We start from the raw sequence: 25,014 nt of genomic DNA on the forward strand, positions 1-25,014 counted from the left end.
GCATCCGTTTCATCCGCTGATCCCCACGGATCCGATGAGGCGCGACGCGGCGCCGTCCTTTCGGAGGGCGTATCCGAACCAGACCAGCCAGTACAGCGAGCCGTCCGGCCGGCGCACCCGGTGGCGGATGGCGCAGATTGTTGCGTCCCCCTGCACCTGGCTGAAGGCCTGCGCCACCTCGGCTCGATCCGGCTCATGGACGAACGCCAGCACGTCTCGCGGAGTCAGATAGCGGCTTCCGCCCGGCTGTCCCAGGAGCTCCATCGTGCGTTCGGAACAATACAGGCGATCCGACTCGCGTTCCCAATCCCAGATGCCGAGCTCGGCGGTGGCGAGGGCCAGGCGGACCCGCTCTTCACAGTGACGGGCTGCGTCGTCCCGCTCTTTTTCGTGCGTGATGTCTTCGGCCAACCCGGCGATCCGGCGCACGATGCCCGACGCGTCGCGAATCGGGAAGGCCTGATCGCGAATCCATCGCATCGTGCCGTCCGGCCGGATGATGCGGTACTCCTCGCGATAGGTTCCGACGGCCTGCTTCGTCATCGCGGCATGGAGGACGCGGGGCCGGTCATCGGGGTGTACCGCTTCCAACCAGGCCCGTGGGGCGCGATAGAGTTCGTCGCACGGCCGGCCCCACACCTGTGCATACGAAGGACTCACGTACATCAACTCGCTCTTCGCCGTGTCGGTCATCCAGAACACCAGCGAGAGATGGTCGGTGAGCAGGTGAAACCGCTCCACGTTCTCCTGGAGGGCCGTTTCCGTCGCGGTCCTGGCGCTGATGTCCCGGATGATGCCGCTATAGAACGCGCCGTCCCGGCTTTTCCACGTGGCGAGGGAGAGCTCGATGGGGAATTCGGTCCCGTCTTTCTTGAGGCCCTGGAGCGTGACGACTTTACCGATCAATTTGGATTCGCCCGACGTCCGCATCCGTTCCACGCCCATCTCGTGGGCTTCCCGGAACCGCATGGGCATCAAAATGGTCAGCGGTTTCCCGAGCGCTTCGAGTCGACTGTACTGGAACATCCTGGTGGCGGCGTCATTCCACGAGACGATGTAGCCATGCTCGTCGGCCACCACGATGGCATCCGACGCCGCTTGCACCACGGACCGGAACCGGTCTTCGCTTTCCGACAGCGCGACCGCGATGCCTTCGGCTTTGGCGGCGAGCGACTTCATGCCGATGGCGCGATGGAGCACCGCGCGCAATTCTTCCCGATGGTACGGTTTGGTGAGGTGCGCGAAGGCGCCCTGGGTCAGCGAATCGAGTTTCCGATCCATCGACGTGGCGGCGGTGAGGATGATCACCGGGAGGGACGGATCCGACTGCTGGAGGCGATCCAGGACGCTGTGGCCGTCGCCGTCCGGCAGGCCCAGATCGAGCAGAACCGCGTTGTAGTAGCGCTGTTCAATGGAACTGAGCGCCTCGCGGCACGTATGGGCGCAATCGACGTGAAAGCCCTCATACTCCAGGAGATCTTGTAGGGCCGTCAGGATGTCCGGGTCATCGTCGACGACCAGCACGGATTGTTGCGTCTCGCCCTCCGTCATACACGGCCTCGTATCCCCTTACCGATGATGCCCGACCCCCTTCATTCCGGCGACTCTGGAAGCCCCTGGCTCACCGGGGATGGGCTGAAGAAACGGCGCGCCGCCTGACGCACCGGTTCATGCCCGATGAGTTCCACAGAGCCGGACAAACATGAGGCGACGAAAGAGGCCGGCGTTGTATCCGCCTGACGGCAAGACTGTGCGGCCTTCGGGCGGCCGGGTTTGAGCTCGCGCAGACGTCTCGGAAACGGCCCCCCGTGGTCACTTTCCAACCGGTAAAGAGCCAAAAGAAGGGCGGTTTCCACCAGACGCGCGAGCGTGAGTTGTGGCACCCAGTACACGGTGTTGCGGAGCCGGTTCAACAACGGTTCGGGAAGTGTGACGGTCAACCGAGTCACCGGTCTCCGGGGTCGGGGGCCTTGTATGGTCGTCCGTCGCGTCATACGGTCCCGTAGCCGGGCTGCGCACCGCGGCGTGCGTTCGCGGAAGAAAAAGGACGGGCCGTGCCTCCCGAAGGAGGCACGGCGCTGGTGGCAGCCGTTGGAGGCGCCGGTGCCGTTCTGAATGGGCACGATTCAGAAGCGGTATCGGGCGGGGGCAGAGGGGACACCTCCGCCGCCGAGGGGGAAACCGGCGGCTCCAGTCGTCGCCACGTCCGACTCTGTTCTATGGACGATCGGTCAACCATCTTGCTTTGCGGGCCGGTCAAGGCAGTCGTAGCGGTTGGCTCAGCAATGCCCGTACCATCCGTCCTGGTGGGATTCCCTGTGTTGAGCCGTGCGAGATAAGCGATTGAAGTCCTGAGGGAATCGAACAACGAGCAGGCCTTCTGCTTGGGAAGCAGGCATGAAATCAGCCGGTCTGCACTGTATCGGATTGGGTACGGACCTTATCTGCTTTGATACAGTGCGGGGGGGGGAAAGGCTGATGAAGAAGGGAAGGCGGCCGCGGCCGGCTACTGGTGAAGATGTTTCATCGCGGCCGCGCACAAGATGATGAAAAAGCCCATCCATAAGGCCGCCCGTTGATAGGGGATGGCTTCGTACGCCCCTTCTTCCTCTTCTTCCTCGTCGGACTTGAAGATGACGGTGTAGAGAAAGAGGGTCAGCAGGCAAAGGACCAGAAACAGCTTGATAAAGAAGACGGTCAAATACTTGGCGTGGTGCTGTACGCCGCTGCCCGTCTGGGAGGTGAGCACCTGATTGACATAGTGGAGATTGATGCCGCCGGTAAACAGCAGCACGACGAGGAGAATACCGGCGACTTTTTTGTAGTGCTGATAAAAGGCGTCGGTGATCGGCTTGATTTGAGCTTTCGGAACGGCCCTCTGGAGACCGGGCGTCACCGCCAAGACGAGGAACGCCAAGCCGCCGATCCAGATGACCGCCGACAGGAGATGGAACCAATGGTTGACGATCGGGATCAGCGTATTCAGGTCGGTGACGATGCTTTGGAGTGCGTCCACGTTAAGACCTGTGACGAGTGATGGGTGATGAGTGATGAGTCAGAGTCGATAATTCGGCAAGGGGCGTCCGGATTTGCTTTAACTGATCACGCATCACCGATCACTCATCACTAGAACTTGAAGACCGGCGCGTCGTTCCCGAAGCGCTTCTTCCTGAGCTCTTCCATCAGCTCCACGGTGATGACCGCGATGCCGTTCTCTCGCGCATGCTTCTCGACGCCTTTCTTCACCATGGCGCGGAGAAAGTAGGGAATGCGGCTCAAGCGCAACGAGGACGCCTCGTCCCAGGCCACCTCGGCCTCCTCGGGCACGTTGAACGCCACTTTGATCTTTTCGCCGCCTTTGGGGGTGTACAGGCACCACTGGTCTTCGTCGAGCCAATCGCCGTGATCGACGTAGGGGCGCGCGCGGCAGCCGCCGCAGATGTCGCTGTATTCGCAGTCGCCGCACTTGCCTTTGAGGTGCGGGTAGCGGAAGGAATTGAAGATGTCCGATTTGTCCCAGAGATCGGCAAAGCTGTTCTGCCGCACGTTGCCGGCGGAGAGCGGCATGTAGGGGCAGGGGGTCAATTCGCCGTTCGGCGTCACCCGCGCGTAATTGGTGCCGGCCAAACAGCCGCCGCCCATGTAGCCGGTGGCTTTCGTAATCGGCGAATTCGGATCCTTCTCGTAGGCGAGCCGCTTGAAGTGCGGCGCGCAGCGGGCGCGCACGAGCATGCCCTTATAATTGTCCTGGCAGTTGACGAGATACCCGAGCACTTCTTCGTACTGGGCCGGCGTGATATCCGTGAGCTCCTCGCCCCGCCCGGTGCAGACCATGAAAAAGACGTTCAGCACGCGCGCGCCCAATTGATGCGCCCATTCGATGACGGCGGGCAGCTCCTGATAGTTCATCGGCTGCGCGCTGAAATGGATTTGGAACTGCAACCCGTTGCGCTTGCTGGCTTCGATGCCGGCAACGGCGGCTTCCCACGCGCCCGGCACGCCGCGGAAACGATTGTGTTTGACCGGATCGAGCGAATCGATGCTGATGCCGACGCCCATGACGCCGATTTCCACCAGGGTTCGGGCCGTGCGGTCATCGATCAGCATCCCATTGGTGCCGAAGACGACCATGAAGCCGAGCTTTACGGCGTGGCGGGCGATGTCGAGGATGTCGGGCCGCACCAGCGGCTCGCCGCCGGTGATGACGAGCAGGCACCCCTTGTTCACTTCGGCGATTTGGTCGATCAGACGGACACATTCTTCCGTCGTGAGCTCGTCGTCGCCCCCCGCCGCCTTGGTGGTGGCGTCCAGGTAACAATGGTCGCATTTCAGATTACAGCGCTTGGTGAGATTGAGCGCCACGAGATAAGGCTTGAAGTCATCGACGGTCCGCCCGTCGTATACGCCTTCGCCTTTGTTCGCGGGCGTGAAGAACTGGGTCACCTGCTGCTGAAAGGATCCGAAGGTGCCGGAGAGCGAACCGTTGAAGATCGGGAGAGATTTGCCCATGAAATTGGAGTGGTATGCAGGGGTAGTGGGATAGAGGGGGAACGTATCGTTGCTATATCCCGGTATCCCGTGACACCGTTATCCCTTCTTCTCAGTGCCCGTCAAGTTCGCGATCATATCTTTGAGATTGCCGGTCTTCATGGCTTCGGCCATGTAGCCCTTGGCCTGCTCGATGCCCTCGTTGGCGACGTCCAAGGTGATGTGGGTCACGCCGATCTTTTCGGCGTGCTTGATGATCAAGGCCTTGGTGCAGTCGCGCATGAACCCTTCGGGCGCGCGATCCAACCGGGCCTGCGCCTCCGCGGTCCACGTATAGGGCGATGTTTCACCCTGGCTGCTGCCATTCTGATGGCCGTTGCCGTTCTCATGATTCCCGTGCCCGTTCGTGTCGCCATTGACCGCAGCGAGTGTGGCTTCGGCCTCCGCGGAGGTGCCGGCGCCTTTATTGGCGAAGATCGGCTGGTAGTCTTCAGCCGCCGCTTCCTTGATCATCGGGGCCGCATATTCCAGGGTGATGGTCGTCATGCCGAGCTTGCGCGCGCTCTTTTCGATCTTGGCCTTGGCGCGACGGCGCTGGAAGCCGGCCGGCACGGCGCGGATCGCTTCCTTCGCATCCTTGGTCCACTGCATCGGCACATCGTCGTAGGCCAGGTCGGTTTCCAGCGCCCCTTCCGCCTTGGCCGCGGCGTCGAAGATGCTCTTATCGACTTGTTTGAACCGGGCCCCTTCAGCGCCGCACACCGGACACTTGACCGGCGTGTCGCCCTTGCCGATGTAGCCGCATCCGTCGCACACGAAGTAGTTCTGGCTCATGCGATCCAGATAGGCCTGAGTCGTTCCCGACGGCTTGGGCTTTTCTTCCACGACCTGCGTCATCATGCCGCTCAACGTGGAGCCCATGAGGTCCTGCGCCACCGCGTCGTCGGCCTGCATCTTGTCGCGGTCGATCCCCGCGGCCTCCAAGCTGCCGCCCAACGCCCGCATCGCGTCCATCGCACCCTTCGGCAGGATGTGCCCGACCGCGGCATCCACGACCGTGTTGCTGATGATCGTATGGCCCTTTTCGATCGCGTACCGGTGGATGGCCGTCTTGGCGACGCCGCGCGCGAACACCGGGATTTTTTCCATGCGCCGCAACGCCTCTTCCGTCCAGGCGATCGTGTACTCGGCCTGGGTATCGATCGGCGGTACGTATTTGCGATTGGAGATCAGCACGTTACAGGGCGCGATGCGCAGGAGGTTTTCGGTGTTGCTCCCGACGTCCATGTCCTCGTCGCTGTGGACGCCGATCCGGCCGACGATCAGCAGGGCCGGAACGTCCTTGCGGACGTATTGGATGATCTTTTCGAAGGCCTTCCCGTCCAGCAGCGTGGTCTTGATGTCGGTTTGCTCCGCCTGGGCGATTTCCCGCGAGATATCGAGGTGGGACTGGTAGATCTTGGCCAGGCCGCTGTCGATGATCTCCTCGTGGAGCTTTTCCTGCTCCTTGAAGCGGAAGACTTTCCCGGCCTCTTCGTTCAACACGCCGGAAATACTGTGAAACGCCGCATAATGGAAATAGGGGTCGAAGGCCGAGATCGCTTCGACCGGCATGTTGAAGGCCTTGCCGAGGGCCAAGCCCGTCATCAAGCCGCCGAAGGAATAGGGGCTGCCGTCCACCGCCACCACGATTTTGCCCCCCGTGATGGGCTGGGTGTTCTTGATGATCAGCATGTCGGAATTGCGCACCCGGCGGATGACCCGCTCGGTGTTGCTGCCGATCACGCTGTCCTTGACGGCCCCGACGCCCAAGGCCCCCATGATGACGAGGTCGTAGCCGTTGGTATTGATGTCTTCAGCCAGGACTTTCCAGTTTCGGCCTTCCAGCGAGCGCCGCTCGACCGGCAAATTGGCCTCGGTGCACTTCTTATCGACGTAGTCGAGATAGGAGTCGGTGATGATCTGCAGGCCGCGGGTGATCAGCGAATCGTGGATTTGGCGTTGGCGGTCGAGCTCTTTCTCATCGTGATATTCCTCGGGGAGGCCGGCTTCCATCTGCTTGAAGCGTTTGTCGTGCATCTTGGCGGCATAGACGTGGCTCCCCACGATCTTGGAGCCGAAGATCTTGGCCATCTGGACGCCGACGTCGACCGCTGTATTGGAATGGTCGGAGTTATCGACCGGAATATAGATCGTCTTATACATTGAGCTGCCTCCTCCGGAGCACGCAGGGCCCGGCCCGGCTGTCATAAGCCTCGATAAAACCAGACGGTTGACTAATGACCACCCGGCCTAAAAGAGGGCGCATGATAGCACTGCATCTGTTTGGAAATCAAGAAGGTTGGTGAGGTTGAGGGGTCAGTGGACGGGGGTCGAGACGGACGTGTTCTCGGCGATGGAGCGGTCTTGCGACGACTTCCGGGACTTGAGAATTTCCTCCAGCGACAAGAGGGCATCCCGTCCGGAATTCCGCTCAATTCCACGCACCAAATTGGAGTCGGCGTACTGGCCGGCCCGCCCGGCGTTTTGCGACAACGATCCCGACCACTGCCGGGGGTCTCGGCTGCCGTCTTTCCGTTCCCAAGCCCGCAAGCAAGCTTTGGCAATGATCTTGTTCAACGGCGCAGGGTTATAGAGGAGCTTTCGGATGCTGTTCGGCGTCAACATCAGCGGGTTGTAGCCGGCTGACAGATACCCTTCTTCTAACAACCGCTGTTCCAGATCCGTATTCGGCTGGATGCCGAGGAAGAACATCAAGGGAAAGACCCGCTCCTCCCCGAGGATCGAGGCCACGATCTTGTAGGCTTCCACGCTTTGGAGCAGCGTTTCTTCCGTTTCCTTGGGGCTATTGAGTGAGTAATTCAGGATGACTTTGCCCTTGAAGCCGGCCTCGGCGAGGTACCGGCAGCCATCGTAGAGCCGGTCCAACTTGAAGCCCATATGGAGGTTGTTGAGCACGTCCTGTGAGCCGGAGGTGATGGCGACTTCCAGGTCGCCGACGCCGGATCGGACCATGAGTTTCGCCACCTCCGGGGTAATCAACGAGGTGCGGATGTAGCCCGACCATTCGATCTCCAGCCGCTCGCTGACGATCCGTTCCAGGATCTCGGTGCATTGCGGGTAGGCTTCCCTGCCCGTAATGAACTGGGCGTCGGTAAACCAAAAGCGGCGCGTGCCCCACTGGCGGTAGTGTTGCGAGATATCCTTCACGACCATCTCGGGCGGCCGATAGCGCACCCGCTTGCCTTCGATATAGGGATAGAGGCAAAAGGCGCAGTCGTAGGGGCAGCCGCGCTTCGTCTGGACGCCGATCGCCTCGCCTTCGTACTCGCGGTACTGCGGGAAGATCGAGGTGAGGTACGGCAAATCGACGGTGAGCGCGTCGAGCAGCGCCGGCGAACCCTGAGTCCCCTTCCGAATGTGTTTCCCCTCCCGCACGATGTACCGTTCATCCTCGATGGACCGGCCTTCAATGACTTTCAGGATCGCATCCTCCCCCTCGCCCAAGAGCCCGATGGTGCCTTCGGGCAGCTTTTCGATGAGCTGGTCTGCAAAGGCCGTAAAGGCGCCGCCGCCGATCATGATCTGCGCCTTCGGGAATTCCTTCCGGATGAGCCAAGGATACGAGAGGATCGTATAGATATGGCTGTAGTAACGATAGAGCTGCTTGACGCCCTCGATCGAAGCGACGATGCGCTTCAGCGGGTTGCTGGCGAAATAAAAATTGAACGCATGCTCCAGCGACGAATCCCCTTCATGAGGCGAAAAGATCTGAATGTCGCGCCAGGAAAAGCAAACCAGGTCCGGCTTGAACGCCGCCGCAGCGTCGCGGATCGCCTGGCTCCGCTGCTTCACGGGATACAGCGAGAGATCAAGAATCCGCTGGCGCACCTCCGGCTTCCGGCGATGGAGGAAGTCCGCCAAGTAGGTGATCCCGATGGGATAGACCTTCTTGCAGGGGAGGAAGATGTAAAGAATTGAATTCATGCTGGTCGAGGTTTGATTCCGCAACTTCGAACGTCGAACTGTTTCAACTTCGAACCTATTTCGTTGCCACGTGGATCGCCACGATCCCGCCGGTCAGGTTTCTATACGATACGTCGCGGAAGCCGGCTCCTCGGAGGATCTGGCAAAGCCGTTCCTGATCCGGAAATGTCCGGATCGAGGCCGGCAGGTATTCATAGACCCCGGTGGTGTCGTGCGCGACTTTCGTGCCGATCCAGGGCAACAGCTTGAAGGAATACCAATCATAGAGCCGGCGCAGCCAGCCGAAGATCGGCCGGGAAAACTCCAGGCACACAAAGCGGCCGCCCGGCTTGATGACCCGGCGGATCTCGGCAACGGCTTGCGACAGGTTGCCGACATTCCGCATGCAGAAGCCGGTCGTCACGGCATCGAACGTGTTGTCCGCAAATGCCAACTGTTCGGCGTTCGCTTGCAGGCACGTGATCGTGCCGGCCAATCCCTTCCCGGCCACCTTCCTCAAGCCTTCCGCCAGCATGGCATGATTCAAATCAGAGGCAACCACACGCCCCTTGACCCCCATGCGGGGTGCGAGCAGGAGGGCCAGATCCACCGTGCCGGTGCCGACATCGAGAGCGGTCCCTTGTTCAACGATGGGGACCAGCGAAGCGGTGACCTTCTTCCATCTGTAATGCAGGCCGAAACTGAGCAGCGTGTTGTTGAGGTCGTACACGCCCGCGATGGCGGTGAACATCCGCTGCACCGCCTGCTCGCGCGCATCACCGGACCACGTCGAGACGGCCCGCGGTGACGGCGATTGATCGGCCCGCACCGATTCCTGTCGAGCTGGCACCATGGCAGGTGGTAGCACCGGGTTTGAGGCAGTGTCAAGCTTCGTTTCAGCCGCTTCTGATGATCAGGCTGTAAACAGAACCAGGCCGCCAACGGTTCTGAAATGCCGTGTATTGCGAGTCAGAAGAGGGAGACGTCTCGCCAAGGCAGTCGCGGCAATCAGTGCATCGGCTTTTTCGAGGGATGGATGATGTCGGCGCAGGTCGGAATAGCAGGCGGTGATCGCCTTCGATAGAGGGATCAGTCGGCATCGCTTCAATTCCGCCATGATCGCAGCTCGCTCCGTATCGCGGAGGCCGGGCTTGGACAGCAACTCTTTCTTGGTGACGACCGAGTAGTACACAGTAAATCGGTCTGAATTAAAGAGGGAGTCGAACCGGCCGGTATTGAAATAATCGATGAAAATGTCAGTGTCTACGAGGAGCGAGACTTTTGCCATGCTTCGATCTCGCCCAAAAAGGCCTCGTCCGACTGCTTGCGGCCGTGCTTTCGCAACGTCGTCACATAGGCGGCGCTGTCACTCACGTCCGTATATCCGAACGGATTGAACTTTTCCCTCACGAGACTCTCCAGGACGGCGACGGGATACACGCCTCGGCGTTTGGCGGCTTTGACAACCACACTCTTCAAGGCGGGATCAAACGAGAGGGTCCACTTCTCTTTTCGCAATGACGTTTTCGGCATGACGACCTCCGTCGAAACAGTACGTATACTAGACGTATGACAACAGAGTGTCAATATCCAGCCCAGCGGGTCCTGCTCCATTGTCCTATTCCGGAGACTTCGCTAAACTGTCCCTCCATGCCGGCCGGATCGATCGATACTGTGCCCGCGTCCTTCCCTTTGCCGAACAGGAGCTCCGCTTGGGCGAAACCCGCGTCGACCTCCATCACTTGCTCGAAGACCTCCGCGACGCCTACCCCGGCGCGCTGGAGGAAACCATTCTGACCGAAGTGGTCGCCAATGCATTGGACTCGGGCGCCACGGTGCTCCGCGTCACGGCCGATCCGGCCGGCGCGACGCTCACCATCGTCGACAACGGCTCCGGCATGCGACGGAGAGATTTGGTGCGATACCACGATCTGGCGTCCAGCACAAAGACGCGCGGCCACGGGATCGGCTTCGCCGGCGTCGGGATCAAGCTCGGGCTGCTTGTCTGCGAAGACGTCGTGACCGAAACGCGGCGCGGGAACGAGCACGTGGCGAGCCGCTGGCACTTGGCCGGCCGGCACAAGGCGCCGTGGAAATGGATTCCTCCGTCGGGATTGGTCGCCGATCATGGCACGGCAGTGCGCCTCAAGCTGCACAACGCGCTCTCGCCCCTCCTGGACGATGGCTATCTGGAAGAGACGCTGCGCCGGCAGTACCAGCCGCTGCTGGCGCCGGAGTTCGACGAGATCCTCAGCCTGCATTATCCGAAGGGTTTCCGGTTCGAGGTCAACGGCCGAGCGCTGGAGCGCCTCCGGGTCGAGGGCGCCACGGTGTCGAGGTTGGCGGTCTGCTTGGCGCGCAAGCGCAAACCGATGGCGGTCGGTTACCTGGCGCGCAGCGAGTCTCCCTTTCCGGACCATCAGCAAGGTCTGGCGATCAGCACCTTCGGCAAGGTCATCAAGCGCGGATGGGACTGGCTCGGCATCACGCCAGCCGCGCCCGACCGGGTGACCGGGATGATCGAGGCGCCGGCGCTGGCCGCCGCCCTTACCCTCAACAAGGGAGACTTCGTTCGTGTCGGCGCGCGAGGCGCGCTGTATCTTGGCTATCGAAAAGCCATCCAGGAGGCGGTGTCACAGCAATTGGCGCACTGGGGCGACGTCCGCGAAAGCGGCGACAAGGCCGGACGCCGCGCGGTGCGGCCACTGGAACGCGACCTGGAAACCGTGTTAGTGGATCTGGCCGACGAGTTTCCGCTGCTCGCCTCGCTGGTCGAGCGACGAGCCGGCGGTCAGAAGCGATTGCCGATCGGACCGGCCGGACCGGCCGGGTTGGCCGAGGAGGGACAGGCGCTTCTTGCTGCATCGGTCATGGGCAGCGTGGAGATCTCCGAGGAAGCCGACGCTGTTCCGGATGTGCAGCAACCAGGCAGGCTCCCGCCGCCGGCTGAAGAGGAAGCTGTGAACGGGACGGCGCAGTCGGAGCCCGAAACTCCGGCCGGCGTCGCCGTCGTGCCGGGACAGAGAGGGCGGTCGCGACGCCCGGGCCACTATGGTCTGCGCATCCGGTTCGAATCGCACCCCGATGACCCGGACCTCGGCCGCCTCGTCGAGTCCACCGTAGTCCTGAACGATGCCCATCCCGCTTATCGCCGCGCGGTCGCATCCCGTTCCGAGGGCTACCACATCGCCCTGGCCGTCGCGATGGCGCTCGCCCAGTTGGCCGTGCCGCCTGCCGACGCGCAGGAATTCATCACGATCTTTCTGACCCGCTGGGGCGACGCCCTCGACGGCGCGCGCCGCCGGTCCCGCAGGCGGTCGTAGTCACACAATCCGCCCTTTCTCCAACGCAAAACCCGCGTGATATAATCCGCGGCCCATGTCCAATGCCATCGTCATCAAGGGTGCCCGGGAGCACAACCTCAAGAATATCGACGTCGAGATTCCGCGCGACAAGTTGGTGGTCATCACCGGCTTGAGCGGCTCGGGCAAGTCCTCGCTCGCGTTCGACACGATCTATGCCGAAGGCCAGCGGCGGTACGTCGAGTCGCTGTCCGCCTACGCGCGCCAGTTCCTGGAGCAAATGGGGAAGCCGGACGTCGATTCGATCGAAGGCCTCTCGCCGGCAATTTCGATCGAGCAGAAGAGCACCAGCCACAACCCCCGCTCCACGGTCGGTACGGTCACCGAAATTTACGATTACCTGCGGCTATTGTTTGCCCGCGTCGGGCGGCCGCATTGCTTCCAATGCGGCGAGGAGATCACGGCTCAGACGGTCCAGCAAATGGTCGACGGCATCGCGGCCTTGCCGGAGGGCGTAAAGTTTCAGATTCTGGCGCCGATCGTGCGGGGGCGGAAGGGGGAATACCGCAAAGAGTTGCTCGACATGCGCCGGGCCGGCTATGTGCGGGCCCGCATCGACGACAAGATCGTCGATTTGGGCGAGGAGATCACTCTCGACAAGCAGAAAAAACACACCATCGACATCATCGTCGATCGACTCGTCATGAAGCCGGGCGACGCCCTGATGCGGCGGCTGGCCGACTCGGTGGAGACCTCGCTGAAATTGACCGGCGGGCTCGTCGGGGTGCTGACGGAAGACGGCAAGACCCAGCTGTACAGCGACGCGCTCGCCTGCATCAAATGCGGCGTGAGCTACCCCGAGATCGCCCCGCGCATCTTTTCCTTCAATAGTCCGCACGGGGCCTGCCCCGTGTGCGACGGCATCGGCTACAGCGTGAGGCCCGGGGACTTTGAGGAAGAGGATTTTACATTGCTGGAACCCTGCGAGGTCTGCCACGGCGCGAGACTCAGGCCGGAAAGTCTGGCGATCAAGATCGCCAAGAAGTCCATCGCCGACGTGACGCATCTATCGGTGCGCGCCGCGGCGGAGTTCTTTGTGTCGCTGAAGTTCACCGATCGCGAGCTCGTCATCGCCCATCGGATTTTGAAAGAGATCCGCGAGCGGCTGGGGTTCCTGGTGAACGTCGGTCTCGACTATTTGACGTTGGATCGGGCGGCCGCGACGCTGTCCGGCGGGGAGGGGCAGCGGATCAGGCTGGCCACGCAGATCGGCTCCGGGCTCGTCGGCGTTCTCTATATCTTGGACGAACCGTCGATCGGCTTGCACCAGCGGGACAACCGCCGCCTGCTCCAGACCCTGCTGCGCCTGCGCGATCTCGGCAACACCGTCGTCGTGGTCGAGCACGATGCAGAGACGATGGCCGCCGCGGACTACATCCTCGACATGGGGCCGGGAGCCGGCTCGCACGGCGGGCATGTGATCGCGAAGGGGACGCCGCAGGAGGTGATGGGCGATCCCAATTCGCTGACGGGCCAATACTTGCGCGGCATCCAGACCGTGGCCGTTCCGCAGCGGCAGCGGAAGCCCAAGGGATTCTTATCGGTCGTCGGCGCCTACAAACACAACCTCAAACACGTGACGGCGAAAATCCCGCTCGGCCTTATGACCTGCGTGACCGGCGTGTCGGGATCGGGCAAGAGCACGCTGGTGCTGGAAGTGCTGTTTCATTCGCTGTCGCAGATGCTCTACCACAAGAAGCCGAAGATCGACGGCTGCAAAGAGCTGAAGGGCGTGGACGCGCTCGACAAGGTCATCGACATCGACCAGTCGCCCATCGGCCGCACCCCGCGGTCCAATCCGGCCACCTACACCGGCCTGTTCGGCTACATTCGCGACCTCTATTCCAATCTGCCTGAGTCGCGCGTGCGCGGGTACAAGCCGGGCCGGTACAGCTTCAACGTCAAGGGCGGGCGCTGCGAGGCCTGCCAGGGCGACGGGCTGATCAAAATCGAAATGCATTTTCTCCCCGACGTGTACGTGACCTGCGAAGTCTGCAAAGGCCAGCGGTACAACCGCGAGACGCTGGAAATTCTGCACAAAGGCAAGAGCATCGCCGACGTGCTCAACATGACGGTCGATGACGCGCTGGAATTCTTCGAGCACATCCCGCTCATCCAGACCAAGCTGCAGACGCTGCACGATGTCGGCTTGCACTACGTGAAGCTGGGCCAGTCGGCCACCACGCTGTCCGGCGGCGAGGCGCAGCGCGTGAAGCTTTCGCGCGAGCTCTCCAAACGGGCCACCGGCCGCACCCTGTATATCCTCGACGAGCCGACCACCGGCCTGCACTTTGCCGACGTCCAGCGTTTGCTCGACGTGCTGGACCGCCTCGTCGAAGCCGGCAACACGGTCCTGGTCATCGAGCACAACCTCGACGTGATCAAAAACGCCGACTGGATCATCGACCTGGGCCCCGAAGGCGGCGACCGCGGCGGCGAGATCGTGGCGGAAGGGCCGCCCAAGGAAATCGCCAAGGCGAAGCGGTCGTACACGGGGCAGGTGTTGAAAGAAGCGAGGGTGGGGTGAGGCCCGGACACGGCGGGCTAGTTCGGAAGTCGCCATCATGCGTTGGAGCGAGAGCGCTCATGGCGCCTTACTTTTCGCGTGCTCCTATAAAGCGCGACCGATGGTCGCATGCCGTCGCACGCGGCATGCGTGAGACTGTCATCTCGCCGTGTTCGCTATGGCGACTTCCGAACTAGCCCGCCGTGTCCGGCCGGTAAAAAGAAGAGATCAGAACGACAAGGAGGCCCATGCGCACGATCCTTTTGCTGACGATCTCCAACATCTTCATGACCGTCGCCTGGTACGGGCATCTCAAATACAAGGACGTGCCGCTATGGCAAGCGATTGCGGTCAGCTGGGGCATCGCGTTTGTCGAATACTGCTTTCAGGTGCCGGCCAATCGGATCGGCCACTATGAGTTCACCGCGGCGCAATTGAAAACCATTCAGGAAGTCATTACCCTCGTCGTATTTTGCGTCTTCTCCGTCATCTATCTCAAAGAGCCGCTGAAGTGGAATTATCTCGCCGGCTTCGGATTGATGGCGGGGGCCGTCTTCTTGATCTTCAAAGAGTGGTAGCCAATGGTCATTGGTCAATAGTCATTGGGGAAAGGATGATGCTGTCGTGACCTCCATTGACGAATGACCGATGGCATCTTTCAACGGCCGGAGAAAACTTGCCATGGCCAAGGAAAAGAAAACAGGGGCAGCCAAACAAAAGCCGTCCGCCACCGAGGATTTCGAACAGCTGGGCGTCTTCTATCTCGGCCGTCCGTACGATCTCGCCGCCAAGCAGGCCAAGCCGGGCTGGTTGCTGTACGACTCCAAGGATCTGGTCACGCATGCCGTCTGCGTCGGCATGACCGGCAGCGGCAAGACCGGGCTGTGTCTCGCGTTGCTCGAAGAAGCGGCGATTGATCATATCCCGGCCATCATCATCGATCCGAAGGGCGACCTGGGGAACCTCATGCTGACGTTCCCGAGCCTGAGCCCCGACGCGTTCCGTCCGTGGATCAACGAGGACGAAGCGCGCAAGAAAGGGCTGTCGCCGGACGACTATGCGGCGCAGCAGGCGGAGCTGTGGAAGAAGGGGTTGGCCTCGTGGCAACAGGACGGCGCGCGCATTCAGCGCCTCCGCGACGCGGCCGACGTGGCGATGTATACGCCGGGCAGCCACGCCGGTCTGTCAGTGTCGATCCTGAAATCATTTGCCGCGCCGCCGGCCGAGGTCCGCGACGACGCTGAGCTGTTGCGGGAGCGGATCAGCACCACGGTCACCGGTCTGCTCGGCCTGCTCGGCATCGAAGCCGATCCGATTCAGAGCCGCGAGCACATTCTCTTGTCCACCGTCCTCGACCGGACCTGGAGGCACGGGCAGGATCTCGACCTGGCTTCGCTCATTCACGCCATCCAGCAGCCGCCCGTGGCGAAGATCGGCGTGATGGATCTCGAATCGTTCTTCCCGTCAAAAGACCGGTTCGCCTTGGCGATGAAGCTCAACAATCTGCTCGCCGCGCCCGGGTTTCAATCCTGGCTGGAAGGAGAGCCGCTCGACATCCAGTCCATGCTCTACACGCCGTCAGGGAAGCCGCGCCTTGCAATCTTTTCCATCGCGCATCTGAGCGATGCCGAGCGGATGTTCTTCGTCACGCTGCTCTTGAGCCAGACGGTGGGCTGGATGCGGAGTCAATCCGGCACCACCAGCCTCAGGGCCCTTCTCTATATGGATGAGATCTTCGGCTATTTCCCGCCCGTCGCCAATCCCCCGTCCAAGCTGCCGCTGCTGACGCTGCTCAAGCAAGCACGCGCGTTCGGCTTGGGCGTCGTGCTCGCCACGCAAAATCCCGTGGATCTCGACTACAAGGGTCTGGCCAATACCGGGACCTGGTTCATCGGCCGGCTGCAGACGGAACGCGACAAAGCGCGCGTACTCGAAGGGCTGGAAGGGGCCTCGGCCGGCTCCGGGAAGAAGTTCGACAAAGGCCGCATGGACCAGATCCTCGCCGGGCTGGGGAGCCGCATCTTTCTGATGAACAACGTCCACGAGGACGAGCCGGTGGTGTTCGAAACCCGCTGGTGCCTGTCCTATCTGCGCGGCCCGCTCACGCGCGCGCAGATCAAAACGCTGATGGAACGGGCCAAGCAATCGGGGTATGGGGATAGAGGGATAGCGGGGTACGAGTCAGAAAGTCCGCTAGCCCGTTACCCCGCTACCCCGGTATCTCCTGCTTCCCGTCCCGTCCTGCCGCCCGACGTGCCGCAGTATTTCCTCCCGCTACGTGGTGCGAAACCGGAAGGCGCCGGCCTGCTCTATACGCCCATGCTCCTCGGGGCCGCGCAGATTCGCTTTGCCGACGCGAAGAGCGGGGTCGATAGTCTCCGGGACGTCACGCTGCTGGCGCCTATGGCCGAGGGGCCGGTGACGATTGATTGGGACCGGGCGGCGAAGGTGGATCTGGCTGTCGCCGATCTGGAACCGGAACCGCAGCAGGGCGCGCAGTTTTTGACTGTCCCGCCTGGGGCCGGGAAAGTCAAGAGCTATGCGGACTGGAGCAGGGACTTGGGCGCCTGGCTCTATCGGACCCAGAAGCTCGATGTGCTCAGGAGCCCCAGCACCAAGGCCGTCTCCGCGCCGGGGGAATCCGAGCGGGACTTCCGCCTGCGGGTGCAGCAGGCCGGCCGCGAGCAGCGGGACCAGGCGGCCGAACGGTTGCGGCACAAGTACGCGCCGAAGATCGCCGCGCTGCAGGAACGCGTCCGGCGGGCCGAGCAGATGAAGGCACGGCAACAGACCGAAGCGCGCACCAGCCAAATGCAGGCCGCCATCTCGGTCGGCGCGTCGATCCTCGGCGCTTTCCTGGGCCGCAAGGCGATCAGCCAGACCAACATCGGCCGCGCGACGACGGCGATTCGAAGCGCGGGCCGGGTCCTCAAGGAATCGCAGGACGTGGGCCATGCGGAAGAAACGGTCGCCGCGCTCCAACAACAACTGGCCGATCTCGACGCGCAGTTCAAGCGCGAAGCCGACGCACTGGCCGCCGCCGCCGATCCGCTTACCGAGCAATTGGAGCCGTTCTCTGTCAAGCCTTCCAAAGCCGACATCGCCGTGAAGCTTGTCGCGCTGGTGTGGACGCCGCAGTGGCTGACGGCCGGTGGCGAGACCAGATCGGCGTGGTCCTGAAGCGCCGCGTCGTCCGTGCCGTTCGCTCCCCCTCCTAGGGCCGTTCATCTTCGCGCTAGAGACAATTAGGTCAGGCGATACTTCCATGGTTGCGCGGCCGGGAATCCGGTACCTTGTCTGCTTACGCAGATCCGAGCCAGGGATCATGAGGGGGGCGGCAGTTCCTCCTCGTGAGGAGGAAGGACGGGGGCTGCTCGTGCGACCATCGTCTCCAAGCCGGCGAAGACGTAGGCGCGGAGCCGGCGCCGTGCGTAAGATCCGCAAATGCTTGGTAGCCGACGATCATTTGATCGTGCGCGAGGGCATCAGGCATTTGCTGCTGCAGAAAGGGCTGTTCACCGCCGTGGCGGAGGCCGACCATGCGGCGGCCGTCCTTGCCGCCGTCCGTCGGGAGCCCTGGCATCTGCTCATGCTGGACATGGCGCTGCCGGGTACGCACGGGGTGGACGTACTCAAGGAAGTGAAACGTCTGCGCCCGCCGCTTCCTGTATTGATGGTGAGTCTCTACCCCGAGCGCGAGCTCGCGCGGGAAGCCTTCCAAGCCGGCGCCTCAGGCTATCTCACCAAGGATCGGGCTCCAGCCGAGCTGCTCGTCGCCGTCCGGCAGGTGCTCGCCGGACGGCGGTACGTCGGTGCGGCGCTGGCCGACCAGATGACCATGGTCGCGACAGTCGGACGGTCCGGCGCAGTGCACCGCCGCCTCTCCGAGCGCGAGCTGAAGGTCCTGCGCCTGCTCGCCCGGGGCCGGACAGTGTCCCGGATCGCGGACGACATGGCGTTGAGCGTCAAGACCGTGAACGCCTGTCGCACTCGGCTGTTGGGCAAGCTGAACCTCCGGACGAGAGGCGAGCTCGTCCGGTACGCTACAGACCACCGCCTTCTTGCCTGACCCCCGCTCGTGGCTCATCACGTAGACGACAGGGCAAAGCCGGCGGGTCCCTACTCGCCCTCCTCTAGGACAAACCCGGGAGCGACTCGGGGATCTCACTGATATGCTTTCGCTCGCGTTCACGCTAGCCTAATCGAGTCACAGGAAGAATCGCGGATCGACAAAGCGGGCAACCGGCATGAGCACCATAGCGGCGGAAAGCGGCCGGAAGAGCAGAGGCACGGTTGCCGGCAGGGGGCCGGGGCGTCGGCATCGCCCGGTGCGGGTGTTCCTCGTGGACGAGGCGCCCCCGCGGGGCCTCGGCCTCGCTCTGAAGGTGCCGTCGGATCCCGACTTGGCGTTGGTCGGCAACGCCGGGACGGTTGCCGCCGCCGCCACCGGCGCGGCCGCGGTCAAGCCGGATGTCATGGTGCTGGGGTCGACGGTCGGCGCCGACGCGGCGCGCCGCGCCTCCCGGGTGCTGCGGGCCGCCTGCCCTACCCTGCCGCTGTTGCTGGTCACGGATGCGGGGCATCCCGTGGATTCGTTCCCGGCGCTGTTCGATGCCGGCATTTACGGGCAGGTGGGAGCGGACGTGAGCGACGAGATTTTCGCCCTCGCCATCCGGACCGTCGCCGCCGGCGCCTCGTTCCTGTGTCCGCGGCTCACGCCCAAAGGGTCCGTGTCTCCTGCATCCCGAGCCGGAGAACGGGCGCTGAGGCATCTTTCTCCGCAAGAGCGGCGCATTCTTCCGATCCTGGCCGAGGGCAAGACGAACCGCGAGATCGCCCTCGCGCTCCGGCTCTCGGAAAAAACGGTCAAGAACTATCTGGCGAATATCTTCGAGAAGCTGCGCATCACCCGACGGACCCAGGCGGTCGCACTGTATCTCCGCGTGGGGACCGGACTCCCTCCATCCGGCTGAGGCGCGTGGGGGACCGTGGGGGACTGGCTCCGGCAAGGCCGGTGCCTGTCCCACTGGCTCCGCTATCCCTCCGGCCCCGCAGCTGAAGAACGGGGACAGCCACCAAGGCGGAAGGGTGGCAGTCCCCTTAGTGCTTCTTGTCCTTCTGCATGATTTTGTCGGTCCACGCCAGAAGAATGGCGGAGCCGAGGAAGGTCATGTGGATGAAAATTTTCCACTTGATGTGTTCCGGATTTTCATTCGCCACATCTACGAAGGCTTTCAGCAGATGGATGCTGGAGATCCCCACCAGCGAGGCAGCCAGTTTGATCTTGATCGTGCCGGGATCGACATGCGTGAGCCAATCCGGGCGATCCGGATGATGCTCGAGGTCCAGCTTACTGACGAACGTGGCGTAGCCTCCGATGACGACCATGGTCAAGAGATTGGCCACCATCGTCACATCGACGAGTCCGAGGACGCCCAGCATGAAGACCGTCTCTTCCATCTTGTGGATGTGCAGGACCATCTCCCAGAGTTCGGCCAGGAATTTGTACGCGTAGAGCAGTTCGGCGACGATGAGCCCGGCATACAGCGGCGCCTGAATCCAGCGGCTTGAAAACACCGCCATCTCAAAAACATGCTCGAGCCGATTCGCCACCATGGGCGCCGACTTCGCGCGGGTGGCGGGAAAATGGGTTGTATGTTCTTCCGACATTGCTCCTCCTGAACGAACCGCATTCGGTGAATCGGCGCAGCCGGCGCGTATCCTAGTCAGAGACGCCTACCCTGTCAATTCAAAGCGTCGAGGCGAACGTCGGGCATGGAAGGCGGCTGAGCCGGCGTGCGCTCCGATCCGATCGGCAGTCGTTGTAAGAGCCCGGCGGCGCGGTGTCCGGCCTTGCGGATGTGTTCGACCGGCCCGCGAGCCGGGTCATCGGCCGGCATGCGCGTCAAGAGCACCTCGGCAAAGCCGTTGATCGACGTCAGCGCGTTGTTGAGGTCATGGATCAGGCGCGTGGGGACGGCCGGCGAGTCCTGTGGAGGAGCCGGCGTGGAGCGGCCAGGCTGTGACTGCGCCCGGATGACGGCCCGTTCTATGGCCCAACGGAGCTCCCGCGGCGTGAGGCCTTGTGCGGAGAGCGCTTCGTGGGCGCCGGCGCGCAACGCCGTAAGCAGCAGGCGCTCGTCGCCGGCGGCGTCCAGGGCGATGAGGGCGCAGGCCGGCGCGGTCAGACGTACGGCGCGGACGGCGTCGACGCCCTTGTAATCGGGCAGCATCAGGTCCATCAGCACCACGTCGACGTGGCGTGTGGACAGATGGTGCATGGCCTCCCGCAGCGAGCGGGCCACCCCGATGTCCAGCGAGGCGGGAAACAAGTCCAGCAGTTGGTCATGCAGTCTGGCGGCCAGGCCCGTGGCCGGTTCAATGAGCAGCAGGGCGAGGGGTCGAGCAGTACCTGTGTCCATGGCAGTCACGCGGCTTGGTCTTGGGCCGCTATACTGAGCCACCGGGCCAGCACATCCTGGAGCTCGCGGTTCGCGACCGGCTTGCTGATGAAATCATCCATGCCCGCCTCCAAACACCGCCGCCGGTCGCTTTCCAAGGCGTTCGCCGTCATGGCGATGATCGGTATCCGATGCGTGAAGCGTGAAGGGTGAAGCGTATGTCGTTCGGAGGGCGCGGGCGCTTCACGCTTCACGTGCGACGCTTCACCTTCACGGATCAATCGCGTGGCTTCGAAGCCGTCCATCTCGGGCATCTGGCAGTCCATGAAGACGAGGGAATAGGACCGACGTGCCAATACCGCCAAGGCTTCCTTGCCGGTACCGGCCGTATCCACGCGATAGCCCAACTTTTCCAACATCCGGACGGCTACCTTCTGATTCACCGGATTATCATCCACCACCAGCAGTCGGATGTGTGCGTGAATCTCCGCCACGTGGTGCCGTGTGATAAGCGGAGGAGAGGTCTGAGCCATACCTGCCGCGCTCGCTATGGCTGCCGATTGCCCCATGACCAGACGAAGGCAATCATGCAGTTGGGATTTGCGTACGGGTTTGCTTAAGTAGGCGGAGAAACCGGCAGATCGCGCGACGTGCGCATCCCCGCGTCGGCCAAGCGACGTCAGCAGGACAAGCCGCGTGGAGGCCAGCGCCGGGTCAGCCTTGATCGCTCGCCCCAACTGGATGCCGTCCATGTCCGCCATGTGCATGTCGACAATGGCCAGGTCAAAAGGAGCCCCTTGGACCGCCGCCTTCCGCATGACCGCCAAAGCCGACGGGCCATCCTGCGCCGTGTCATAAGACATACCCCAGGCGAAGGCGTGGTATTGCAACAACATCCGATTGGTTGCATTGTCATCCACCAGACATACGCGCAAACCGCACAAGCTCTCCGCCGTCGGGAGAGAAGCGTTAGGCTGAACCTTTTGTTTGTCGAGGCGGATCGTAAACCATACTCGCGTTCCCGTTCCCGAAAGAGAGTTGAGCCCGATTTCACCCTTCATCATTTCAGTCAGGCGCTTGCAAATCGCCAGTCCTAAGCCGGTCCCCCCGTACTTTCTGGACGTCGATCCATCGGCTTGCGTGAAGGCTTGAAACAATCTGGATTTCGCGTCTTCGGTGAGGCCGATGCCGGTATCGGTGACTTCAAATCGGAGCAGCGCCGACGTGTCGTCCTCATCGATCACCGCGACTTGCACGAGCACCTCGCCCTGCTCGGTAAACTTAATCGCGTTGCCGACGAGATTGGTGAGGATCTGTCGCAGACGGCCGGGGTCGCCCACCATCGCCGTGGGAACGGCGGCATCGACCATGCCGACCACTTCCAAATGCTTCTCCTGGGCGGTGACGGCCAGCAGTTCGAGGGTGTCCTCAATCGTCACTCGGAGATCAAAGGCAATGTGTTCCATCGACAGCTTGCCCGCTTCAATCTTGGAGAAGTCGAGAATGTCGTTGATAATCGCCAGGAGCGACTCACCGGACCTCCGCAAGGTCTCCACATACTCCTGCTGCTCCGGCGTCAGCGCCGTGTCGAGCAGCAAGCCGGTCATTCCGATGACTCCGTTCATCGGCGTGCGGATCTCGTGGCTCATTGTGGCCAGGAATTCCGCTTTGGCCCGTGCGCCGGCTTCGGCCGCATCCTTCGCCGCGACGAGGTCCTGTTCCAGCTGTTTGCGTTCGGTGATATCGATCATGGTGCCCATCATGCGCACCGGCCGGCCTTGCCCGTCATGCTCGACGGCCTTCCCTCGCACCAAGACCCACAGCCAATGGCCTAGGCGATGCCGGAGCCGGTGCTCGACCACAAAATGCGTGGTGTGGCCGGCGAGATGGTTCTCGAGCGCTTGCTCGATGGCTGGGCGATCGTCCTCATGGATGCGCCCTTTCCAGTCGCTCAGGTTGTTTAAAGGAATCTCGTGATGTTCGAGTCCGACCATGCGTATCCAGCTGGGACTGTAGCTCGCGCGCATCGTCGGGATATGCCAGTCCCAGAGGCCGTCGTTCGTGGTCTCGAGCGTGAGGCGAAATCGCGCCTCGCTGTCCCGCAGGGCTCGTTCGACCTCCTTTCTCCCGGTGATGTCCCGGCAGGTGCAGACCAGAGAGCGGCGGGACGGGTCGCCCTCTTCCAGGAGGGCAAGGGACAGTTCGACATGAAACGCCTCGCCGGTCTTCTTCTTGCCGACCACTTCTCCTTGCCACTGTCCGCTGCGCTCCAAGAGCGGGAAGAAAAGGTGTTCGATCATGGCGGCCCATTCGGGATGGTACAGCTCTTTCCAACTCTTCCCCAGGAGTTCATCGGCAGCGTATCCGTACATGGATGCGTGAGAGGGATTGATGTAGGTGTAACAACCGTCGGCGTCTAGAATCCCCATGCCGTCCAACCCATGGTTGATCGCCTGCTGGAGTTTGAAGCGCGTCTGTTCAAGCCGGCGTCGTTCCGTGATGTCTTGGACAGTCCCAAGAGACCGAAGGGGTTTGCCGTCGGCGTCATAGTGGGTTCTGCAGCGCTCCTGAACGTATTTGATTCGCCCATCTTTCATCAGAAGACGATGCTCGATTTCGTACGCAGTCTTGTTCTTGAGCGAATCCGTATAGGCCTTGTCCACAGAGGCGCGGTCGTCCGGATGGACCGTGTCCAGAAAGGCTTCATAGGTTGCGCCGAAGCGGGAAGGCTCCATTTCAAAGATGCGATAGATCTCGTCCGACCAGGTCAACACGTTCGTCGTAAGGTTCAGCTCCCAGCTTCCTAAACCGGCCAGACGCTGTGCCTCGGCAAGATTGGCCTGGTTTTTCAGTACCGCTGCGTCCACCAGCTTCCGTTCGGTGATGTCTTCCATCGTGCCGACATAGCCGATCAGATGACCGGGATCCTGCCGGAGCGGCCGGGCGCGGCTGTGTACCCAGCGGACGTCGCCGTCGGGCCGTCGCACACGAAACTCCATGTCGAAATCCGAGCCGATGCGGGCCGTGCGGGTCCATTCATCGAAGACCTGCGCGCGATCCGTTTCCGCCAGACAGCGTGCCCAGCCTTCGCCGACGCTCTCCTCCAGCGACAACCCGGTGATGCGTTGCCACGTCGAATTGGTGTAGAGGCAGCGGCCCTCGTGATCGGTCTGAAAAATCCCGACCGGCGACGTATCCGATAGGGTTTCGAACCGGCGCACTTGGACCTGTAATTCCTCGCTGTGCCGGCGGAGATCGGAGAGTGTGACGGTGAGACGGCTCGATTGCGCCTCCACGGCCTGTTCCTGCACGGCGAGGAGGGCTTCGAGCGTGGCGATTCGCTGGTGCAGATCGCTTTGAGAGGGCTGGGTCTGCGTCGACGCTCCGGTTGGACGGCTGGGCAAGACCAAGTCCGGCCGGTCGAAGGGCGCCAGCGCCAGTGTGGTCGAAAGCGCCGAGGCCTGAAACAGCTCGGCGGTGGCACGGGGGACGGCGATGCGGGTAAACAGGATGACCGCAAAGAGGTCGCCGGTCGGGAGCACGCCGCCGTAGCCGAGGACGGACTGGACGCCGAACGGGACCACGAATTCCTGTTGGGCCGGAACGTACGGACTCTCGCGGGCCTGGGCCACATAGAACGCGTTGAACGTCGTGGCGTGCCGGGCGAGCAGCAGCGAGGACTTGGCGGACGCGAGGAACGGCAAATCGATCTGGAACTGCGCGAACAGCTGCGCGAACATCGGGAGCGCCGACAGCGCTTCAGGGCCGGCGAGCGGAATCACCCGGAACCGGCTCGACCGTGCGGGATCGTTCCAGCCCGCTACGACTCCCTGGCTGCCGAGCAAGGTGAGGCATTTCATCTCCGGGGAGGGCGGGCTCTCCCCCAGTCGCCGATCCGCGAGTCGTTGCAGCTCCGGCTCGAGGCGGCCGTAAGGATGGGTCTTAAAGAGGCGGACGAGCACGCAGGCCGGCTCGCCGTCCGGCTGCGTGGTCAGATTGGCGCAGAGATATCGGACGACGCGGTCGGCCGCGTCTTCCAAGGACGAGGCGCCGTCACCCAGGTGCCGCAAGGCCGAACTGCACGCGGCCATGTCTTGCAGGCGAAAGTTGGTCAGGTCGAACATGGGCTCAATGCCGGGGCGCCGCGCGCGGAGACCGCCGCTCCCGCGATGGCGGGTCGAGCGCACGCTGTCTTGGTATCGGATCGCGGCGGCTGAGACTTGATACGGCCGGGTGGCCTGTCCTGAGCCAAGTCGAAGGAGCCTGTCCTGGGCGAAGTTGAAGGGCCCGC

17 protein-coding genes are annotated in these 25,014 nt (G+C 62.5%); 6 read left to right on the forward strand and 11 right to left on the reverse strand.

Going from position 1 to position 25,014, the window contains the following annotated elements; genetic code table 11:
• Window positions 1-9 precede the first annotated feature (9 nt).
• From NITMOv2_RS02255 to NITMOv2_RS02290, 8 genes are all read right to left on the reverse strand, one after another.
• Window positions 10-1,551, reverse strand: a complete 1,542-nt coding sequence (locus NITMOv2_RS02255) for a PAS domain-containing response regulator (protein ID WP_053378345.1) — start codon at window positions 1,549-1,551, stop codon at window positions 10-12.
• Window positions 1,552-2,506: 955 nt separating this feature from the next.
• Complete coding sequence (locus NITMOv2_RS02260; RefSeq protein WP_053378346.1) at window positions 2,507-3,016, reverse strand: DUF4149 domain-containing protein; 510 nt, start codon at window positions 3,014-3,016, stop codon at window positions 2,507-2,509.
• 110 nt (window positions 3,017-3,126) lie between these two features.
• Complete coding sequence (locus NITMOv2_RS02265) at window positions 3,127-4,509, reverse strand: radical SAM/SPASM domain-containing protein (protein WP_053378347.1); 1,383 nt, start codon at window positions 4,507-4,509, stop codon at window positions 3,127-3,129.
• A 78-nt stretch (window positions 4,510-4,587) separates the two neighbouring features.
• Window positions 4,588-6,693, reverse strand: coding sequence for a universal stress protein (locus NITMOv2_RS02270; RefSeq protein WP_053378348.1), 2,106 nt, complete (start codon window positions 6,691-6,693; stop codon window positions 4,588-4,590).
• A gap of 153 nt (window positions 6,694-6,846) precedes the next feature.
• Window positions 6,847-8,475, reverse strand: coding sequence for a B12-binding domain-containing radical SAM protein (locus tag NITMOv2_RS02275; protein WP_053378349.1), 1,629 nt, complete (start codon window positions 8,473-8,475; stop codon window positions 6,847-6,849).
• Window positions 8,476-8,530: 55 nt separating this feature from the next.
• Entirely contained in the window at window positions 8,531-9,307 is a 777-nt protein-coding gene (gene mpqE / locus NITMOv2_RS02280) for a methyl-plastoquinone biosynthesis methyltransferase MpqE (protein WP_083447688.1), read from the reverse strand.
• A gap of 60 nt (window positions 9,308-9,367) precedes the next feature.
• Entirely contained in the window at window positions 9,368-9,742 is a 375-nt protein-coding gene (locus NITMOv2_RS02285; protein WP_053378350.1) for a PIN domain-containing protein, read from the reverse strand.
• Window positions 9,718-9,987, reverse strand: coding sequence for a hypothetical protein (locus NITMOv2_RS02290; RefSeq protein WP_053378351.1), 270 nt, complete (start codon window positions 9,985-9,987; stop codon window positions 9,718-9,720). Before NITMOv2_RS02290 ends, NITMOv2_RS02285 begins: the two co-directional genes overlap by 25 nt.
• A gap of 179 nt (window positions 9,988-10,166) precedes the next feature.
• Here NITMOv2_RS02290 and NITMOv2_RS02295 point away from each other — a divergent pair, with 179 nt between their 5' ends.
• The 6 genes from NITMOv2_RS02295 to NITMOv2_RS02320 all read left to right on the forward strand — a co-directional run bounded on the left by NITMOv2_RS02295 (window position 10,167) and on the right by NITMOv2_RS02320 (window position 19,295).
• Window positions 10,167-11,777, forward strand: coding sequence for an ATP-binding protein (locus tag NITMOv2_RS02295; RefSeq protein ID WP_187299342.1), 1,611 nt, complete (start codon window positions 10,167-10,169; stop codon window positions 11,775-11,777).
• Between the two features lie 55 nt (window positions 11,778-11,832).
• Entirely contained in the window at window positions 11,833-14,343 is a 2,511-nt protein-coding gene (gene uvrA / locus NITMOv2_RS02300) for an excinuclease ABC subunit UvrA (protein ID WP_053378353.1), read from the forward strand.
• Window positions 14,344-14,570: 227 nt separating this feature from the next.
• Complete coding sequence (locus NITMOv2_RS02305) at window positions 14,571-14,900, forward strand: DMT family protein (RefSeq protein WP_053378354.1); 330 nt, start codon at window positions 14,571-14,573, stop codon at window positions 14,898-14,900.
• A 103-nt stretch (window positions 14,901-15,003) separates the two neighbouring features.
• Window positions 15,004-17,502: an ATP-binding protein gene (locus tag NITMOv2_RS02310; protein ID WP_053378355.1), complete on the forward strand. Its 2,499-nt coding sequence runs from the start codon at window positions 15,004-15,006 to the stop codon at window positions 17,500-17,502.
• 247 nt (window positions 17,503-17,749) lie between these two features.
• Window positions 17,750-18,391, forward strand: a complete 642-nt coding sequence (locus NITMOv2_RS02315) for a response regulator (RefSeq protein ID WP_053378356.1) — start codon at window positions 17,750-17,752, stop codon at window positions 18,389-18,391.
• A 178-nt stretch (window positions 18,392-18,569) separates the two neighbouring features.
• A complete protein-coding gene (locus tag NITMOv2_RS02320) occupies window positions 18,570-19,295 on the forward strand; it encodes a response regulator transcription factor (RefSeq protein WP_053378357.1) in 726 nt (241 codons plus the stop codon).
• A gap of 127 nt (window positions 19,296-19,422) precedes the next feature.
• Here the strand turns inward: NITMOv2_RS02320 and NITMOv2_RS02325 are convergent, their stop codons facing one another.
• The 3 genes from NITMOv2_RS02325 to NITMOv2_RS02335 all read right to left on the reverse strand — a co-directional run bounded on the left by NITMOv2_RS02325 (window position 19,423) and on the right by NITMOv2_RS02335 (window position 24,847).
• The gene (locus NITMOv2_RS02325) at window positions 19,423-19,992 is read right to left on the reverse strand and encodes a TIGR00645 family protein (RefSeq protein WP_238590438.1); all 570 of its coding nucleotides are present in this window, start codon (window positions 19,990-19,992) and stop codon (window positions 19,423-19,425) included.
• A gap of 74 nt (window positions 19,993-20,066) precedes the next feature.
• Window positions 20,067-20,744, reverse strand: a complete 678-nt coding sequence (locus NITMOv2_RS02330; protein ID WP_053378358.1) for a response regulator — start codon at window positions 20,742-20,744, stop codon at window positions 20,067-20,069.
• Window positions 20,745-20,749: 5 nt separating this feature from the next.
• Window positions 20,750-24,847, reverse strand: a complete 4,098-nt coding sequence (locus NITMOv2_RS02335; protein WP_053378359.1) for a PAS domain-containing hybrid sensor histidine kinase/response regulator — start codon at window positions 24,845-24,847, stop codon at window positions 20,750-20,752.
• Window positions 24,848-25,014 lie beyond the last annotated feature (167 nt).

This window comes from Nitrospira moscoviensis, assembly GCF_001273775.1.
Taxonomy (GTDB): domain Bacteria; phylum Nitrospirota; class Nitrospiria; order Nitrospirales; family Nitrospiraceae; genus Nitrospira_D; species Nitrospira_D moscoviensis.